This window comes from Novosphingobium sp. P6W (assembly GCF_000876675.2).
In the GTDB taxonomy this organism is placed as follows: Bacteria; Pseudomonadota; Alphaproteobacteria; order Sphingomonadales; family Sphingomonadaceae; genus Novosphingobium.
Genome location: NZ_CP030354.1, coordinates 491,329 through 509,498, shown reverse-complemented (window position 1 = coordinate 509,498; position 18,170 = coordinate 491,329). Strand labels below are relative to the sequence as shown.

Below are 18,170 nucleotides of genomic sequence, written 5' to 3'. Positions count from 1 at the left end.
TGAGGCACGGGATAGCCCTGAAATATCCGTCAAATGGGCTAGATCGGGTCAAAATCCAGCGCGGCACTGGAATGAGCCTCCTCAGTTCGGGATCCAGAATTCAAAAATCGAGCCACCACCCGCAACGTTTCGGGCCTGCAAATCCCCGCCCATCGACTCAACGAGCGTGCGGCAGATTTGGAGGCCCATGCCAACCCCGCTTGGTTTCGTGGTGAAGAACGGGTCGAATATCCGCAGGAAATTCTGCTCCTGGATGCCGGGGCCTGAATCGATCACCTGCACACGCACGCCGTTATCCTGCTGGGCGACACTGAGCCAAACCGAGCGCGTATTAGCCGGCATCTTCTGCATAGCTTCGATGGCATTTAACACGAGATTAACGAGCACTTGCTGGAGGTCTGCCGGATCGGCTTTCAGCAAGCAAGGGCCGCGCGGCCTTGCGATTTCAAGATGCACCGCACCGTCCTTGATCTCGCGCTGAAGGAGTGAGGGCAAGGCTTCAGCAAGTATCGCAAGATCGACCATACCAACGGACCGATCGTGGCTCGATACCCGATCACGCGTTCGGTGGATGATATGGGTCAGGCGCTCGCACTGGCGCTGAACGCGTTGAAGCCCTGCATGTACTGCGGTCGATGGCTCCGGCAGGCTGGAAATTGACCGTTCCAAGGCCTGCAATTCGATCCTCAACGAAGTAATCGGTTGATCCAACTCGTGCGCGATCGAAATGGAAAGCGCACCGATCGTGGCGGCGCGGTTAGCCTGAGCGAGTTGGGACTGAATGGCCAGTTGCAGTTCCGCCATTCGTTGTTGCTGCGTGATATCTACGAGCGTGGCATAGCAAGTGGAATCCTCTGAGATGTTGATCGCATAAGCGACCGTGAGGCAACGCCCATCCGCAGTTGTCAGATCGGCTACCCCGTCCAAGGCATCCCTGCCAGCGACCAATGCCTGAACCACCAATCGAAGGGGATTTCTCGCCCCCAGGCGGCCGAGCAACTGCCGATGCCCGACCAGGCATGCATCAGCGTCCTCAAAACCCAACATAAGCGCCAGCGTCCGGTTCACTTCAACAGTGCTCGCCCGATTGATCAGAGCGTCCATGGTATCTGTGTTTCCGGTAAGCACGTCCGACATATCCTTCACACCGGCGAGCCGAAGGCTGTCAATCTCAGCTTTGATACCTGCTACGTCGATTTCGATAACGCCGATGTTGCGGTCATGGAAAAGCGAGCGAAAGCGCCAGCGCAGCCGCGTCATCAAATCTGTTTCGTCATCGACTTTCAGGTTTAGATCGCGGTTCATTTCCGCGATCGAACGATGCGCGCGGAACTCGGTGTCGACATCGACGAGCCCGCCGACCCAGTGCGTGATTGAGCCGCTATGGGAGGACAAGACGGGGCGGCCGACAGAGTGCATCCAGCGATAGAGCCCGCTTCGAAGCCGTATCCGGAAGTAGCTACGAGATTCGCACGCTCCGGCCCGCGCATCGCGCCACAGTGCTTCGAGAGACGGCATATCTTCGGGGTAAACGACCTCTTTCCAGCCATCTCCACGGATCACCTCGTCGCCATCCAGCCCGGTCAGTTCGGAAAATCCCTTGCTGAGGAAGCGCATTTTTCCGTCCGCGCCCGCAATCCAGAAAATCTGCGGCATGGAACCCTCAAGCCAGCCGAATTCTTTCTGGCTCGGCCGCATAGCCCGCTCGTGCTGCGGCATAATACTCTCCCCGGCCGTCAACAACACCGCGTGGCGAGCGACTTGGCAGTTCAACGATCAGCCGAGCATGCCAGAAAACTGGCCCGTACCATATCCAACCTCGGTATGGGGTCCGAGATAGTTCGCTGACCCAAACTGTGCCGCTCAGTTGCCAGGGGGCAAAGCGGTCTGGTCGTGGATTACGCTAATGCGTGCCAATGGGAAGGCTTACCTCGAACCGCGCGCCTACGGGCAGCGAGGTAGCTATTATGGCACCTTCATGCTGTTCGACAATAGAGCGGCAGACCGCCAAGCCGATCCCCATGCCGCCCGTCTTCGTGGTGTAGAAACTATCGAAAACACGTTCGAGCTGATCGGTTGAAATACCATGCCCGACATCGTCGACACGAACCTTCAACCACGCGCCTTCTGCCCAGGTTGATATGGTGATCGAGCCAGCTTGGCTCAGTGAATCACGCATCGCTTGGACAGCATTTAGAACAAGATTTACGACCACCTGCTGCAACTGGATGCGGTCACCGCAAACTGTGGGGAGCTCGGCTCCCAGTACCGGGGTGCAGGAGACGCAGGACTGGACGAGTTCTTGGCGGACAAACTGCAAGGCCTCGATAATTACGTCATTGATCGAAAGCGGCTCTGCCTGTCCGCTTTGGGGCGCAGCTACCGATCGAACGCGCGAGATGATGTCTGCGGCACGCTTCGCGGCGCTGATCGTGTGCCGGATCATGGGAAGTACTTGGTGGTCAATCGACGCTTTCCTTCGCTCCAAGAGACGCTCGGCGATGATGGTGTTCGAGACAATTGCGGAAAGTGGCTGGCTGACTTCATGCGCGATCGATGCAGCTAACTCGCCCAAGGTCGCAATCCGGGATGCGTGCGCAAATTCGGCGCGAACATGCTCAAGCCTTTGCTGCGCTGCGACTCTGTCGCTGATATCAATCAGGGCTGTCATAACCGGCTGTCCAGGAAGCCGCTCCGGTGCTGCCCAGATGGCAAGCGCAACGTCGATCACGCTACCGTCGCGACGGCGAATTCGAGTCTCGGTAGGTGGCATCAGGACCCGGCGATAACGACCGTCGATGGCTCGCGCCACGATGCCGTAGCTGTCTTGCGGCCAAAGCCATCGAAGCCCGCCGGGGACTTGATCGTGGCGGTCGACTCCGAAGATCCGCAGCGCCTGGTCATTCACCGTCCGGATGTGCATTGCGTCGAGCATGCGCATGGTCCGGGCCGGATCGGCAAGGAGGTGGGTTTCGAGATCGGTCACGCCCTCGGCGCGATATTCTTCAAGCTGGATATCGACATCGGTGAAGTCGTGTTCGATCAATCCCACCGACATCACATCCAGAAGGTTGCGATAGTTCGACTCGCTTCTGGCGAGTTCCGCATGCGCGCGATTACGATCGCCGAGGTCCATTACTCCTATGACCATAATCCCGCGCTTGCGGGTCTCCGGAGACCAAGCGACAGTAAAAAGCCCGTCGATCTGGCGCCCATCCAACGCGTTCAGACGGGTTTCGCACACGAAGTGGGTTTGTTCGTCAAGCACGGCCATCAGCGCATTGACATAGTCGGGCAGGCTTTCGTCCGGCCATAGGCGGCCACTGCGAAAGCCAGTCAGATCTTCCGCATTTTCGGCACCAAACAGACGCACTGCCGCGTCGTTCACGCTGAGGATGTCTTCGAAGTCCCGCAGATGCCGAACAAAGGTGGGATGTGCGTCAAGGTAAGCCCGGATATCGGTGACGCCGCTCTCTCTCAGACGCTTTAATTCGGCCCCGACGCCGCTGAAGTCGATCTCGAAGAATGCCACCGCAATGGCATGAAAGAGGTTATCGTAGCGGAAGGCATTTTCTTCAGCGGACCGGCGTAACTGACGGACATCCTCGATATTACGGCCGGTCTCGAAAATTTCGATCAAAGATCCATCAGTGTCGCGCCGTGCAGACCAGCGGAGCGATATCTGGATCGGCCCTTTACTGGTCTGCCGGAGCACGTCGCCCTGCCATTTATCGCTCTCGGCCAAGCGTTCTGCCCAGCCCTCAGCTTCTTCACCGAAAACCTGCGGAAATGGCTTCCCGATAACAGTTGTGCGATCCCAGCCATAAAGTGTTTCGGACTCACGATTGAAGCCGAGAATAAGCCCGTCGCGCCCGAAGCGCACAACGCTCTCATTGAGGAGATCGAAAGGATCCAAGTGTCGTACCGCCGCACAATGCGCCGCTGAAAGAGCGGCTACCCGGCTATACGAGGATATCGTCTGGGATGCGACCCTGGTCCTGTCGCATTTGGGCTGGCCGGTCCGACGCTGCCCGGATGGAGGATCAACGAGCGATCGCTTCCAATTCGTCGATGAGGGCGAGGGGGTCAAACGGCTTGCGAAGCAAGCACCTTACCCCCGCTGTTGCTGCTTGCTCGTCCAGTCCGGGCGCCGGAAATGCCGTGATAAGGATGACGGGCATTGGTCGCGTGCGCTGGATATGTCGTGCCAGGGATAAACCGTTCATCCCAGGCATCTGAAGGTCGGTCACCACGCAGTCTAATTCCGCCAGCCGGCCGGAGGCCAGCAAGGCGTCGGCCGTCTCGAACATCTTGGATGTGAAACCAATGCTCGCTACCAGAGCCTCAAGGGCGATCCGAACGTCCTCATCGTCATCAACGATCCCGATGACAGGAATATCTGTGGAGATGGGTGTTATCGGTTGCATACTTCCCTCCTCCGCATCTGAGGCCCCTTCAACCTGAGCCGTTCCATCGACGGCTATGATCACTCCTGCACGCTCCACATAGTTTGCCTCAAACCAATGCCGGTATTGTCCGCACTTAGCGAGTGGAGAAACGCGACCCAATACCTTGGTATGGGCATCAACGGGCCTTTGCCCGCCAAAAAATCGGCTGGGCCTGGGATGTAGGGCGTGCAACGGTGACAGAAAACGCGCCATTGCACCTAGGCGACCAATCCGGAGGCGCAGGCGCTCCACGCTGCCACTCGCGACCGCTTCGATTGCGCTGGGAATACCTATCCGCGCATCTGACATAAAAGCGGCGCTATGATTGTGGATACCGATCTGACCGCTGCCAGCCTCCACCGAGGCTTTGGTACAATGCCACTACCGACGCCAGCCGCTTGCGATGAAGGTCGATCAACTGAAGCTGCGCCTCAAGCAGCGACCGCTCCGCATCCAACTGATCGAGATAGGACGAATAGCCAGCTCGATAACGGCGGCGGGCAAGGTCGAGCGCGGCGCGCAAAGACGCAACCTGCCGCGTGGCCGTCTCCCGCTCCTCGCCATTGCGCACCACCCCCGCCAGCGCATCCTCGACCTCCTGAAAGGCTGTCAGCGCGGTTTTACGATATGCAAAAGCGGCCTGATCGCGCCGCGCGGCCGCCGCATCCGCACTCGCGCGCAGCGCCCCGCCCTGGAACAACGGCGCGAGAATCGAGCTGCCGATCGAGAACAGGCTGACCGGGCTGGGTAAGGCCGTGGAAGCAACGCCCCCGGCATTGGCCGAAAGTTGAATGCGCGGCATGAAGGCCGCGCGGGCTGAGTCCAGGTTGCGATCGGCCGCCACGATGTGCGCTTCGGCTTCCGCGATATCCGGTCGTTGCCGCAACACGGCAGCTGGTAGCATGTGCGGAATTTCGAGTGGTCCAAGCCCTTCGAGGTCGGCCCCGCGTGCGATCGCCCCAGGCGCGTCACCGACCAGTACGCTCAGCGCGCTTTCCTGCTTAGTAATAGCAAGGCGCGTTGCCGGCACCAGCCGGGCGGCCGCCTCGAATACGGCTTCAGCCTGCAGAAGATCGAGCTGCGAGGAATAACCGGCAGCCGATCTACGTCGTAGCACGGTCAACTCCGCCGCCCTCGAATTGACGGTATCAATTGTGGTCTGCAGTTGCATGTCCAACGAGCGCAGCCCTACATAGCCGGTGACGACCGTCGAAATGAGTGCGACGCGGGTCGCATCCCGCTCAAACTCGGTTGCGATGAGCGTTTGCCGGCTCGCATCTGTCGCGGCCGACAAGCGACCGAAAAGGTCGACCTCGTAAGAGACCGACAGCTGTGCGCTACTCTGGGTCTGATCAACGCCTTCGCCGAACGCGCTGATGGTCCGGGTTGGCCCACCGCCTATCGATAGGCCAGCCGAAGGCTGACCATGGCTCTCGGAGAGTCTGAATTGAGCGCGCGCCTCAGATATCTTCGCACCGGCTGCCATTAGATCGACATTTTGCGCAAGCGCCCGCTCGACCAGTTCGTCAAGGGCCGGATCTCCGAACTGAACCCACCAGTCCCTGTCGATCCCACGCAACGGCGATCCTCCGATGCGCCAATCGCTGGGCGCTGCGACTAACGCTGCCGGCGGCATGGGTGGACGCGGGCCGGCGCACCCGGACAGAGCAATAGTCAACAGAAGGTAACTGGGCAGCCTCACTTGCCGCCCTCCACATCGATCCGCATCTCGACGGACATGCCTGGCCGGAGGCGGTCTGCTAGCGCCTGACGTGGCTCGATCGCGATCAATACTGCCAGGCGCTGGGGAACCTTGACGAAATTACCCGTAGCATTGTCGGGCTTCAGTACAGCGAATTCCCAACCGGTCGCGGGCGCAATCCGGGTTATGCGCCCTTTGAGTTGCTCGCCGCCGAGGGCATCGATCGTGAAGGTCGCGGGTTGACCGACCATCATCCGATTGGTCTGGCTTTCCTTAAACTGGGCTATGATCCATCGGTCTGGCGGGACGAGTTCCATCAGCGAGGTGCCGTTTGTTACGAACTGGCCGAGCCGAACGTGGATCTCGCCAAGTTGGCCAGCTTCCGGCGCGCGAATGATCGTGTGTAGCAAGTCGATTTCGGCAAGCCTCAGTTGGGCCCGGGCTACCTCAACTTGCGCCGCAAGTCCGCCGCGGCCGACATCGACCGTTCGGAGGTCTTCGCGTGCGATCTGCGTTCTGGCAGTTGCCTGACGCAGGTTCGCTTCGGCTGCGGCGAGGGCTGCTGCGGTCTGATCGCGTTCCCGGATTGAGATCGATCCATCGCTCACCAGATCGAGCGCACGATTCATGTCGGCCTTCGAGCGCAGGAGTTGCGCTGAGGCGTCCGTGATAGCCGCATCCTCACTCGTGATGCCGGCCGCACGCGCGCGGTGAGCCTGGCGACTGTTGGCGAGCGCCGCAAGCTGAACAGCAAGGTTGGCGCGCGCCTGCGCCAACCTTGCTTTGTAGATGTCGTCGTCGATAAGCGCGAGCAGTTGCCCTTCGCGAACGGTCGCAAAATCTCGCACCAAGACCCGCGTAACGTAGCCACTGACCTGGGGCGCCATCACGACCGTGCGCCCGCGGACCAGAGCGTTGTCGGTCTGCTCTGACCGCCCGGCCCACGGTCCGATTCCCCAGACCTGAAGGATGATAGCGACCGCCGCGAGCAGCGCGAGAGCGAGCCCCAGAGTTACGAGTGGAGCTTGCTTCGGCGGATGCCATACAGGCATCTCGGTGGCTGACTCGGGCGTCTGGACATCGGTCATTGCGGAGCCCCTGAAGTTTCGGGTGCGCGGTTCCGCATCCATTCGAACATCGTGACGCCAGCGATGAAGAGGCCGGTTGCGAGCGCGACAAGCGTGACGACCCAGAAAGTGTCGTTGAAAGCGAGAACATTCGCCTGCGCATGCAATGCCTGGCTCAGCAGACCGTTCGCCTGTTGGGCCCGCGCGATCGGGTCGGTAAGGCGCGGTGCGATCGCTGAAGCGTATTGCGAGATTCTGGCCGTCACCGCCGGATCGCCAAGGGACAGCGCTTCTGCCAGTCGCTCGGCATGAAGTCGCTCGCGAGCGACTTGGATGCTGCCGAGCAACGCCGAACCAGCCAGGCCGCCGACATTCTGCGTCGTGCTGAACAGGACAACAAAGCTAACTAGGTAGGTCGGTCCACGCTTGATGATGTGACCGATGCCAAACATCAGCGCCGGGCCAAGGAAGAGGGTCGTGCCAAAGCCGATTAAAGCTTGGCTAAGGTAGAGTTGCTCAGGCCGCGTGATACTGGTCGAACCAGTGTCCAGCCATGCGCCTGCCGCGATGATGAAGGCGGCTGCCATGATCATCACTACCACGCGCTCGGGCTTGAGTAGCAAGCATGCGGTGGCGATCCCGGCCGCCATCGCGAAGAATACGACAACGAAAAGCGGATGAAGCTGATCGCTGGTAAGGCCGCCGAGAGTCAGAAGGCCGACCGCGGCGTAGATTTGCTCGCTAAGCGAGACGCGGACCACCACCGCGATCAACGTGAAAAACAGGATGTCCCGCGTTGCGTACCAGCGCACCCACAATAGAGGCCGCGCCCGTCTATCCTCGATCAGAAGGGCTAGCCCCAAGATCGGTAAAGCCATCGCGAACGCCCAGCCGAGAAACGCCGCGTCGGTCCACCAGAAATAGCGGCCGAGCGCCAACGCGGTGCAAATCGCGAGCATCGCCACAATGGTAAGGGCGGCGGTCAGCGCATCCAGTGGTTCGAAGGCCCTCTCCCGGACGTTGGGAGGTAGCGGCATGAGATTGAGCATCGCCCAAGCAGCGAGCGCCATGGCCAACTCAACGAGATGCAGCCCTCGCCAGTTATCGAGCGCGATCATGGCAAGGGGGAACATTCGGGCTACCGGGACCGCGAGTTGGGGAAGGCTGAAGCCGACCACAGCCGCGACAGGCCGCAGCTTCAGCGGAAAGACCTGGAAAATGTTGTACAGCGATAACGTCGTAAGGCCGCCGGCTGCAACTCCGCTTACCGCGCGAGCGAGGACCGCAGTACCCAGTGAGGGTGCTAGAATTTGCACGATCTGTGCAGCGACAAGAGCGCCCAAAACGACGTGCATCGTGGCCGGGATACCGAACTGTACCCGCGCTTTCACCAGAAGCAGGTTGGCAGTGGCGTTAAAGGCGACGTAGACTGCGACGAGGAGATTGGCTTCTACCACGTAGAGCCCCATGTCACCCGCGATGGAGTTGATGTTCGATGTTATCAGCCCGTTTCCAAGACCACTGCCCATTGCCATGACGAACGCTGAAAAGGCATAGATGGCGCGATTTTTGCCACTGTGCCGGGGCGAATAGGGCGCCCCGGGGAAAAGCGGCTTTTCTTCTGGAGAGAAGCGGTAATCGCCGCGAGCGACAGACATCAAACAAGCACTCCGGAATGGATGGGGAAGTTCCCGACCATTCTGCACCTTGGTTCGGCACGATCTGAGCTTTACGGGTTGCTACATTTCGAACAACACATACGCCGGTATGGTGGAGGGGCGTGCGTTGGCATGAACAACGGCACGCTCCTCCAGCGCTGTTTAGAAGCGCATGCCAACCCCGCCAATTACCTGGTTGCGCGATACGTCCCCGGAATAGTTCGAGTAGCGGTATTCGCTCGTCAGGAAGAAACGTGGCGTGAGCGCATATTCGGCGCCGATTCCACCACGAATGCCCGAGCGATTGGTGTGATCGGTGACTGCCACCGTATTTGCGCCGGTGGTCTGGCTGAAGCGGTCGCTAAAGCGCCCGTTTGTGTAGCCGGCCTTCGCGTACAGCAACAGATTGGGCATCACGACATAGCCGACCCGAACGCCAGCGTAGAGATCTCGATCTGCCCGCTCGCAGTGGCTAAGCTTAGCTTCGGCGAAGCACGATTTCTGGGTGGAGCCTGTCACTTCAAGCTCCGGGGCAATGCGGATGTCGCCGAACGCAGCGTCGTATCCAGCCGTACCGCCATAGGTGAAGCCGGAGCCGTTCTCGCCGTCGTGATTGATGCGATCCCAGCCACCCGTCACCGCAATGCGCGGGCCTGTAAAAGGGACTTCATCCTGCGCCAGCGCAGGTAGCGCGGCCAAAACACCCGCCAAAGCCACCGTAATCTTGAGAGATTTCATTATCATCGCTTGCTCCTCACCGACCGGATGGGTCGCTTCATGTGAGTTAACCGCGAAGCACAGATCGCATCAGAGATACGACGGTAGTAGCCGGCGCGTGATTTGGCATTGAAGGGCCATCCCTTCTTATGGATACCCCTAGCCTTCCGTCGATCTTGATACAGTGACCCGGCTCCTCGCCTTGAACGGTCACAGTTTCGATCACAATAACGCTGGGCCGCCCGGCAACCCATCTTTCAGTACCCCCCATTGGGCTATTGGGCTCGGCATCGGATTTTTCAGGAATTTACCTGCGAGTAATGGTCCGAACCGCAATGCCAATGAGATGGTGTAAAAGATGTTGCTTGGAAGAATGCCTGCTCACGCAAAGAGTGATTTTGCTCCGGTCGCAAGTATCATAAACTTGCAGATGCCTTCAGAGACTGCTCGGGGGGCCAGGCGAGCGTACGTCAAAGCGCTCGCGCGCCGCCTCGATCTGCGTCTGATTCTCGACGGCCCAATGACCCAGCACGTCGATGGGCCCCCGGAGCGAGCGTCCCAGTGGTGTCAGCGCATAAAGGACCGATGGTGGCACATTCGGGAACACCGTCCGTTCGATCAGGCCGTCTCTCTCGAGGCGACGCAGCGTCAGCGTCAGCATGCGTTTGGAAATGCCTGATACCGAACGCTGCAACTCATTGAAACGGTGATCCTTCTCACCCAGCAGCATGACCACGAAGACCGACCATTTATCGCCGATGCGCGTGAGAACGTCTGCCACGATCCTGCAATCGTGTGGCACGTTGGTTCTTCCGGGTAACAAATTTGTGCCTCCTTGCGAAACAGCGACAACTCATGAATTTAAGTCTGGTTACAAGTAGTTGCGAGCGAAAGCGTTTCTATGGAACTTCTCAAGATCGGCTTCGGGATCATAGCAGGGACTGGGGCTCGTCCTGGCACCGCCGTTGGGCGCTGGCATGGATGACATCATCGATCGGGTAGGTCATGTCGGGCCGATTCAGGAACTCGCACCGGGTGTACGCAACCGCTTTGTGGTTGCTCCTGGTGAATTCCGAAGCCAATCGCCGTTCGTGTTGCTGGTTGAGGATTTCATCCAAGCAGGCACCGATTTCCTCCCCCATCCGCACAAGGGCCTCGAGACAATAACGTTCGTCCTATCGGGCGCATTGAAGCATGGCGACAATGTCGGCAATCGCGGCGTAGTTGGTCCTGATGAAGTACAATGGATGACTGCCGGCAAAGGAATCGTCCACGGCGGTCAGCCAGCCAGCGGAGAGCCTGTTCACGCGCTGCAACTGTGGGTGGCGTTACCAAGCTTACTACGCAACAGCCCGCCGGGGACGCGGGAACAACGCCGTGCAACCGCATTGGCGGATACCTCAAACGGATCAACGGCAAGGATTTATGGTGCCGGGAGCCGAGGGAACGACGAGCCCGAATGGAGTTGCTGGCCGATGACCCTGATCGATGTTCAGCTCGAATCCGGTGGCCATCGCACAATCCCGCTTCGCGCCAACGAACGCAGCTTCCTGTATGTTTTGAACGGCACCGTCCTGCTTGGAAAAGGAAATTCCTACGAGGCCGGGTCTGTCATTTGGTTCACACCGCAAGCGAGGGATACACCGCTTGATCTCTCCGCTCGTGGGTCAACCCGGCTAGTCCAATACACCAGCCCCGTCATCGACGAACCAATCGTTGCGCGCGGGCCGTTCGTCATGGGGAGCGAAGCCGAAATCCGAAGCGCGTTTCACGAATTTCAGACCACTGGCTTCGGCGGCACATCGCATTCCTGAACGAAACCCCATTCGAGAGGGTTCGAATCGCGGCAAGGCCGGCCGACAGGTACATGGCATCCGGCTTGTCCCTGTCGGCTCTCATCTGCGCGATCACGCGATCATAATGCTTCAATCGCCGAGGAAGGCTTTCACGTCCTGCGCGAATTCGGCGTGATGCTGGAACAGGAACCCGTGGCCCGCGTCGGGATAGATCTTGACGATCGCATTCGGGATTAGGCCGCCCATGAGATGGCTGAAACGCGGCGGAATCATCGCATCCGCGTCGCCGTTGCACACGAACGTTGGTTGACGGATGCCGGTGAGCCTCTGCAGCTTTGAATGGTCCGGTATCCCCCAGTCACAGACGGCATCGTAGTGTGCGTCGCGGGTTTGGAGCGAGCTGGCAGTGTCGCGACCTTCCGACCGCGCAAGAAACCGCCCTAGATATTCCATTCCCGCAGCCTGGCTGGTCTCTGTCGGTTTGAAAAAGGTGTAGAGGAGTTGCGGTCCGCCGGGCTCGTCGAGACGGACGGCATCAGCAATGTCCTTGCGCCAGCCATGGATGTCCGGAGCGCCCTGAGGCGAAGTCGCGGCCAGAATTAGACGATGGACAAGATGCGGCCGGATCAAGGCGATCTCCTGCGCCACGAAGCCGCCCAGCGAGAAGCCTAGTAGGTCCACAATGGGTAGGGCCGCTGCTTCACAGAACGCGATGATGTCTCGCGCCATCTCGCCGATGGTCGACGGCGTGATGCCACTTGTCGAGCTCACGCCCCGGTTGTCGACCAGTACGATCGGTCGGGTTTCCGCCAGCACGTCAAGCAAAGCCGGGTCCCATGTGTCCATGTCGCCCCGGAAGCGCGGCAGAAGGAGCAAGGGCGTTCCCGTATCTGCACCAAAGCAACGGAAGGCATAGCGAATGCCGTTTGAAGCCTCGACGAACTGCGTGCGCGCAGTGTTCGTCATTTCGTTAAGCTCGGCCATACCCGTGTTCCCTTTCGCATCGCTCCGCCCGTTCGGTGACGGTGAGCACCATGGTATCGCGCCGCTGAGAGGTAAGACTTGAGGCCCAGGATGGCCGGATCAGCGGACAGGATTATGCGATGACAATGCGACGAGAATGCGCGCAGTGGTAGCATACTTGGGTAGTGGTCGTGCTTCCAGGGGTATGTCACCATGCATCAAGAACGAGCATGCTCATAAAGTGAGCGTGCCATCCCGGCCTCCATCGGCGCCGGCACTGCGTACGTCCACTCCGCCCGCGCCCGCTGTCGACGGTCGCCCCCCTTCGGCTTCCTGTCGAGCGCCCGACTAGGTTTGCAAAAACTCCCAGGCACTTGAGATCACCACTGAGCCTTCGCCAACGGAGGAGGCAACCCGCTTGATGGAACCTGCGCGTACGTCGCCAACCGCAAAAACTCCAGGGCATGATGTTGCATATTGCGAATGGCCTCCCGCGGCCTCTCCTGTGCGAACGAAGCCCTTTTCGTCGAGGTCCACAAGGCCCGAAAGCCATCCCGTATTTGGGGCTGCGCCTACCATCACGAACAGGGCACAGGTTGGAAAATTGCGGGTCGTTCCATCGTCGCAATTTCGCAGGGTAAGCGCTTCGAGGTGCTCGTCCCCATCCACGGCGATCACTTCAACCCCATATTCGATCGTGATCGCCGGATCAGCTTCGAGACGACTGGACAAGTAATGAGACATCGAAGCCGCCAGCGAGGATCCACGAACCAGCAATCGGACGTGCTTCGCGGATCGGCTCAGGAACATCGCAGCCTGCCCCGCTGAATTTCCGCCACCTATCACGGCGGTCTCAGCCCCACGGCAGAAGCGCGCTTCATTCTCTGTTGCGGAGTAATAGACGCCATTACCTTCAAAGGCGGAGAGCCGGTCGATAGGAAGTCGCCGATATTGCACACCGGTCGCCACTACTACTGCCCCGGCCCTGACCCGCTGCCCATTGTCAAAAGTGGCGCAGAATTTACCATCGCCCAGTCGCTCAAGGTTCGCGACGCGGCGTGGCATGGCGAACCGCGTCCCAAACTTCATCGCCTGAACTTCACCGCGCCAAACCAGATCCGCGCCTGAAATGCCGGTGGGGAACCCCATATAATTCTCGATGCGGCTCGACGTGCCTGCCTGCCCGCCGATCGCCGTATCCTCCACCACAAGCGCACTCAGACCCTCAGCGCCGGCATAGACGCCTGCCGCCACACCTGCCGGCCCGCCACCGACGATTACGACGTCAAAACTTTCATCCTCCACCAACTCCCTGTTGAGACCAAGCAACCGAGCCACCTTATCGGGCGTCGGGTCGCTTATGACGTTGTCCTTCCCGAAAATGACTGCGGGGCTATCGGCAGAGATCGTGCAGCTTGTCGCGACCGCTTCAGCTTCGGGGCTTCCCAGAGCATACGATTGGTAGGGTAGCCGATTGCGGCTCGCGAAATCGGCGATACGCCGGACTGCTCCGTCGGAATCTTCGCCAAGTAGGACCAGATTTCCGTCGCGGGCTTCGATCTGACGGCGGCGGCGGGCCGCCAGGACCGTGATGACGATATCCGACATCTCCGGAATCTCTGACATGAGACGCAGCATGTCCGTGCGCGGTACCTCGATAACATCGGTATCGCGCACGGTCCGCATGGCCATCGACCAACTGCCGCCATCGAGAAACGAGATTTCGCCCATGAACTGGGTGGGGCCAAGGGTGGCAGGAACATGGCGTTCGTCCGTGAAGGGGTTCACCACCTCGATTTCTCCGTCGACGACATAAATGAAGCGGTCGACGGGTTCACCGGGGCGAGAGACAAATGTACCCGCCGGGTAGCGACGGGCCACGCCGGCGGCCCGCAGCGCCGTGACATGGGATTGCGCAAGCGGAACACGCTGCATTTCGCGTAAATCGCGGCCTATCGTTTCCATTGCAAACCTCTGATCATGATGTGGGCCGCGAGGCCGGCTGGATGGTGCCCAACTCGCCAGCGATCGTCGGAAGGAGTTCGGATATTGTCGGGTGAATGTGGACCGTGCGGCGAAGCGTGTCGGCTGTCGCCCCATTCGCCATCATGTCCAAGATAACGTGGATCGCTTCATCTCCGCCAGTGCCAAGGATCGTTCCGCCGAGAATGATATCCGTCCCTGCATCGACGACAATCTTCATGAAGCCAATCTGTTCGTCCTTTTCGACCGCACGGCCGACCCGCGCCATCTCCCGGTGACCAATTTTGATGGAATGCCCGGCAGCAAGCGCCTGATCTGCGCTCAGTCCGACCCGAGCAAGCGGCGGATCGGTAAAGAGAGCGTAGCATGCGATACGATCGGTCACACGTCGGCTACCCCGGTCGAGAAGATTCTCTGCGACGATCTCAAAGTCGTTGTAGCTGGTGTGCGTAAATGCGCCGCGACCATTGCAGTCGCCTAGTGCCCATACTCCAGATACCGAGGTCGCGAGACAATCGTCGACACGAATATAGCCGCGCGCGTCGGTCTCGACCCCGGCCCGGCCAAGGTCGAGATCATCGGTGTTCGGAACCCGGCCCACCGCCATGAGCACGTGACTTGCCACGATCGCGGGTTCTCCTTCGGTACAATCAACGCCGACTTCGATCCCGCGCTCGACCGGCGCAAAGCGAATGCACTCGGCATCGGTGCGGATCGAGACCCCCTCGGCTTCGAGCATCTCGCGCAGCCTTTTCGATATCTCCGCATCCTCACGTGACACGACTCTCGGGCCTTTCTCGATGACAGTAACTTGCGAGCCCAAACGCCGATAGGCTTGGGCAAACTCGAGACCTATATAGCTGCCGCCAATGATCACGAGGTGTTCTGGGAGCGCCGCAAGTTCGAGCAGCGAACTGTTAGTCAGCAACGGTACGTCCGCCGCTCCCGGCAAGTCGGGTATCAGAGCCCGCCCGCCGACATTGATAAATATGCGCTCGGCCGTGAGAACTTGTTCGCCGACACGTACCGTGTCGGGACCTTCGAAGCGCGCGTGGCCGAATATCAAGCTGCATCCGTCCAGAGCGCGGAGCCATTTTTCGTTCGCTGAACGGCCGTCCTGCGAGATTTTTTGCGTGCGCGCGTGAACCCGGCTAATATCGATCGAGATCGGACCGGTTACAACTCCGAAATCCGCGCCGCGCCGTGCCATGTGAGCGGCATAGGCTGAAGCAACGAGCGCCTTGGTGGGTTTGCACCCGGTGTTGACGCAGGTCCCCCCCACGAGATGTCGCTCGATGATAGCGACCGTCCAACCCGCAGCGGACAGCCGGCCGGCGAGCGCTGGGCCGGCTTGCCCTGTACCAATGATGATTGCGTCGAAGCGTTGAATCATATCTCACCACAATGTCCGTCCGCGAGACATACAAGACTTAGCCGCGCCAGAGAACGATACCAGCGTAGGGGGGGATCGGATCTGCAGGCCGACTGTTGCGACACCAAGATAGTCGAGCACAGCCGTTGACCCCATACCAGATGACGCCTGCACCTGGAGGGCAAATCGCCTCACGAATGAAGTTTGTGATGTCACGGGATGGAAGCGTAATGGACTCTGCCCCCCAGATTTCTGTGGTGGACGATGATGAGGGCATCCGCCTCGCTCTCGACGGATTGCTTCGCAGCGCAGGTCATAGTGCCAGGACGTTCGCCAGCGCCGAGGAGGCGCTGGCTGATCCGCACATCGAGGACAGCAATTGTGTGATCACCGATCTGCAGATGGGTCGCATCGACGGCCTCGAGTTCGCGCGTCGCCTGCGAGGCCGCAGCCAGGCGATGCCGATATTGCTAATGACAGCTTATCCGACTGCAAACATTGAGCGGCGCGCGCGCGAAACCGACATTCTGTTCCTCAGCAAACCTTTCGAAGCTAACGAGATGCTCCATGTCGTCCATCAGATGCTGCAAACTGGGGGAAGATAAACGGTCACAGCGCTGAATGCTCGGGACCGCAAGGGACTCAGCCGAAGTCCCGCCGTGCCGGCCTGCAGGGCTTGAAGATGATAGTAAAGGTCCAGATGGCGCCGCTCTAACGGGTTGTTGCAAACCGTATAGAGACGGCTGTCCCGTTCAGTAGCACTCTTGAAGGGGTGGAGTTCACGAAGTTCCGAGCAGGCAAGACACGAAACACCCCATGCGCGCGTCAGGCGTCGGTGAGCTTCCATTTTCAGACGAACCGATTACCGGGCCCCGCGTAGCGGAGCAGGCAATTGCCCGTGGGGACGGTGCGAGCCTTCCTCAGGCGCATTGGCTCTCACCAATCCGACAGACGGTGTAAAGGCAGCGAGCGCGCTGACGATTGCCAGCAAATTGGGCTTCTGGGGCATAGTGGTCTCCTACGCCTTGTTATGACCCAACCACCCTTAAACCGGGACGGCCGCTTTCGTATGCTGGCCACACGCGCTCGCGTGGAAAGAAAGACCCCTCCCCCTACCAATGGAGGAGGACACCAGACCGGCGCACGTCTGTATGGCGGCATCGCCCGACGGCATAGTCGCAATGACCGGGCCGGCTCAGACACGCCCCCCTGTGACGCTGCGTCTGCCCTCCCCCGCCGCGCAGCGTGCCGGCCCGGCACCCAATTTGAGGTTTGAGGTTTGAGATGACGATCTACAGCCCACCAGCTCAAGCGCGCTTCCGGCTCTGTGTGGGCAGCATTGGTCTGCTGTTCCCGTTAATGATGGGCTGGATCCTCCATGGATAATCCAGAGGGCACCGCCTCACGCCTCAATACGGTCCGACGCACCATGTCGGTACGCGGCCCGTCGTACGGTGCCGGGTGGCTGCCCGTACGCGCGCAGGAACGCCCGCCGCATGCGATCCCGATCAGCAAAACCCGTTTGCTGCGCGACCACATCTATCGGATGAGCGGTATTCTCCATAAGCGTTCTAGCTGCCTCCAATCGAAGGTGCTCGATAGCTTTTGCAGGTGTCTGACCGGTCTCCGATTGGAAGGCCCGGCTGAACTGTCGCGGGGAAAGATGCGCACGCTCCGCGAGATCCTCCACCGAAAGCCGGTCGGCAAGATTGCGCTTAGCGTAGGTGAGGACCGCTTGCATCCGATCGGATTTCGGCTCGAGTTCAAGCAGGGTCGAAAACTGGGACTGTCCGCCGCTACGACGGTGATAAACCACGAGCTTTCGCGCGACTTGGCGGGCGGCCACCAGTCCAAGATCTTCTTCGACCAAAGCCAGCGCCAGATCGATTCCTGCCGTCATCCCCGCCGAGGTCCAGATGGGGCCGTCAGCAATGAAGATCCTATCCTCTTCGACTTTCACGCGCGGGTACCGCTTCGCCATGTCGCGCGCGTACATCCAATGAGTTGTGGCGCGCCGCCCGTCGAGCAGGCCTGCTTCGGCAAGGACAAGCGCCCCAACGCAGGGGGCCGCGATCCGGCGAGCGAACTGCGGGGCCGTCCGAACAAAAGCGATCACTTCGGGCGTTGCATCCTCCATGCTGCCACCGACGACAAGGAGGTCCAGCGTCTCGCCTGCGAACGGGGCGGTCATCACCTCGAAGCCGACGGAGGTCCGGACAGGACCGCCCTTCGCCGACAGCATACGCACATCATAGACCGGCTCGTCCGCTTGCAGATTGGCGAGCTCGAAGACCGTCGAGACCGCCAGGCTCATCGGCGAATAGCCTGGATGCAGGATGAAGCCGACTTTGCGCATATCCCTCGCTCCGAATGTCTTAAAACGCCGTTTATATGTCATTTAGGTCAACGGGTATCAAGCCTACATTTCGAACGACCGCAGCAAGAGCAGCAACTGGAGACATGA

14 protein-coding genes are annotated in these 18,170 nt (G+C 59.9%); 2 read left to right on the top strand and 12 right to left on the bottom strand.

The window, feature by feature from the left end:
* Window positions 1-81: 81 nt before the first annotated feature.
* The 8 genes from TQ38_RS27990 to TQ38_RS27955 all read right to left on the bottom strand — a co-directional run bounded on the left by TQ38_RS27990 (window position 82) and on the right by TQ38_RS27955 (window position 10,373).
* Window positions 82-1,719 carry a PAS domain-containing sensor histidine kinase gene (locus tag TQ38_RS27990; RefSeq protein WP_043976572.1) on the bottom strand — a complete coding sequence of 546 codons (1,638 nt, stop codon included), beginning with the start codon at window positions 1,717-1,719 and terminating at the stop codon, window positions 82-84.
* Between the two features lie 184 nt (window positions 1,720-1,903).
* Window positions 1,904-3,916: an ATP-binding protein gene (locus tag TQ38_RS27985; protein WP_043976574.1), complete on the bottom strand. Its 2,013-nt coding sequence runs from the start codon at window positions 3,914-3,916 to the stop codon at window positions 1,904-1,906.
* 127 nt (window positions 3,917-4,043) lie between these two features.
* Window positions 4,044-4,427: a response regulator transcription factor gene (locus tag TQ38_RS30310; protein WP_043976693.1), complete on the bottom strand. Its 384-nt coding sequence runs from the start codon at window positions 4,425-4,427 to the stop codon at window positions 4,044-4,046.
* 340 nt (window positions 4,428-4,767) lie between these two features.
* Window positions 4,768-6,150 carry an efflux transporter outer membrane subunit gene (locus tag TQ38_RS27975; protein ID WP_043976576.1) on the bottom strand — a complete coding sequence of 461 codons (1,383 nt, stop codon included), beginning with the start codon at window positions 6,148-6,150 and terminating at the stop codon, window positions 4,768-4,770.
* Window positions 6,147-7,238, bottom strand: coding sequence for an HlyD family secretion protein (locus TQ38_RS27970; RefSeq protein WP_082057761.1), 1,092 nt, complete (start codon window positions 7,236-7,238; stop codon window positions 6,147-6,149). The genes TQ38_RS27975 and TQ38_RS27970 overlap by 4 nt, the downstream gene beginning before the upstream one ends.
* The gene (locus tag TQ38_RS27965; protein WP_043976579.1) at window positions 7,235-8,875 is read right to left on the bottom strand and encodes an MFS transporter; all 1,641 of its coding nucleotides are present in this window, start codon (window positions 8,873-8,875) and stop codon (window positions 7,235-7,237) included. Before TQ38_RS27965 ends, TQ38_RS27970 begins: the two co-directional genes overlap by 4 nt.
* Before the next feature lie 162 nt (window positions 8,876-9,037).
* Window positions 9,038-9,613 carry an outer membrane protein gene (locus TQ38_RS27960; RefSeq protein WP_043976582.1) on the bottom strand — a complete coding sequence of 192 codons (576 nt, stop codon included), beginning with the start codon at window positions 9,611-9,613 and terminating at the stop codon, window positions 9,038-9,040.
* Window positions 9,614-10,028: 415 nt separating this feature from the next.
* Window positions 10,029-10,373 (bottom strand): winged helix-turn-helix transcriptional regulator, encoded by a 345-nt coding sequence (locus TQ38_RS27955; protein ID WP_370059841.1) that lies wholly within the window; start codon window positions 10,371-10,373, stop codon window positions 10,029-10,031.
* A 196-nt stretch (window positions 10,374-10,569) separates the two neighbouring features.
* On the opposite strand from TQ38_RS27955, the gene TQ38_RS27950 reads away from it, so the two are divergent.
* Window positions 10,570-11,406, top strand: coding sequence for a pirin family protein (locus TQ38_RS27950; protein ID WP_082057763.1), 837 nt, complete (start codon window positions 10,570-10,572; stop codon window positions 11,404-11,406).
* Window positions 11,407-11,517: 111 nt separating this feature from the next.
* Here the strand turns inward: TQ38_RS27950 and TQ38_RS27945 are convergent, their stop codons facing one another.
* The 3 genes from TQ38_RS27945 to TQ38_RS27935 all read right to left on the bottom strand — a co-directional run bounded on the left by TQ38_RS27945 (window position 11,518) and on the right by TQ38_RS27935 (window position 15,727).
* Window positions 11,518-12,372 carry an alpha/beta fold hydrolase gene (locus TQ38_RS27945; protein ID WP_113942114.1) on the bottom strand — a complete coding sequence of 285 codons (855 nt, stop codon included), beginning with the start codon at window positions 12,370-12,372 and terminating at the stop codon, window positions 11,518-11,520.
* Between the two features lie 327 nt (window positions 12,373-12,699).
* Complete coding sequence (locus tag TQ38_RS27940) at window positions 12,700-14,316, bottom strand: cyclic nucleotide-binding domain-containing thioredoxin-disulfide reductase (protein ID WP_043976590.1); 1,617 nt, start codon at window positions 14,314-14,316, stop codon at window positions 12,700-12,702.
* Window positions 14,317-14,329: 13 nt separating this feature from the next.
* Window positions 14,330-15,727: an FAD-containing oxidoreductase gene (locus tag TQ38_RS27935; RefSeq protein ID WP_043976592.1), complete on the bottom strand. Its 1,398-nt coding sequence runs from the start codon at window positions 15,725-15,727 to the stop codon at window positions 14,330-14,332.
* A gap of 209 nt (window positions 15,728-15,936) precedes the next feature.
* On the opposite strand from TQ38_RS27935, the gene TQ38_RS27930 reads away from it, so the two are divergent.
* Window positions 15,937-16,311, top strand: coding sequence for a response regulator transcription factor (locus tag TQ38_RS27930; protein ID WP_043976695.1), 375 nt, complete (start codon window positions 15,937-15,939; stop codon window positions 16,309-16,311).
* Between the two features lie 797 nt (window positions 16,312-17,108).
* Here TQ38_RS27930 and TQ38_RS27925 read toward each other — a convergent pair.
* Window positions 17,109-18,062: a GlxA family transcriptional regulator gene (locus TQ38_RS27925; protein WP_043976697.1), complete on the bottom strand. Its 954-nt coding sequence runs from the start codon at window positions 18,060-18,062 to the stop codon at window positions 17,109-17,111.
* Between the last annotated feature and the right edge of the window lie 108 nt (window positions 18,063-18,170).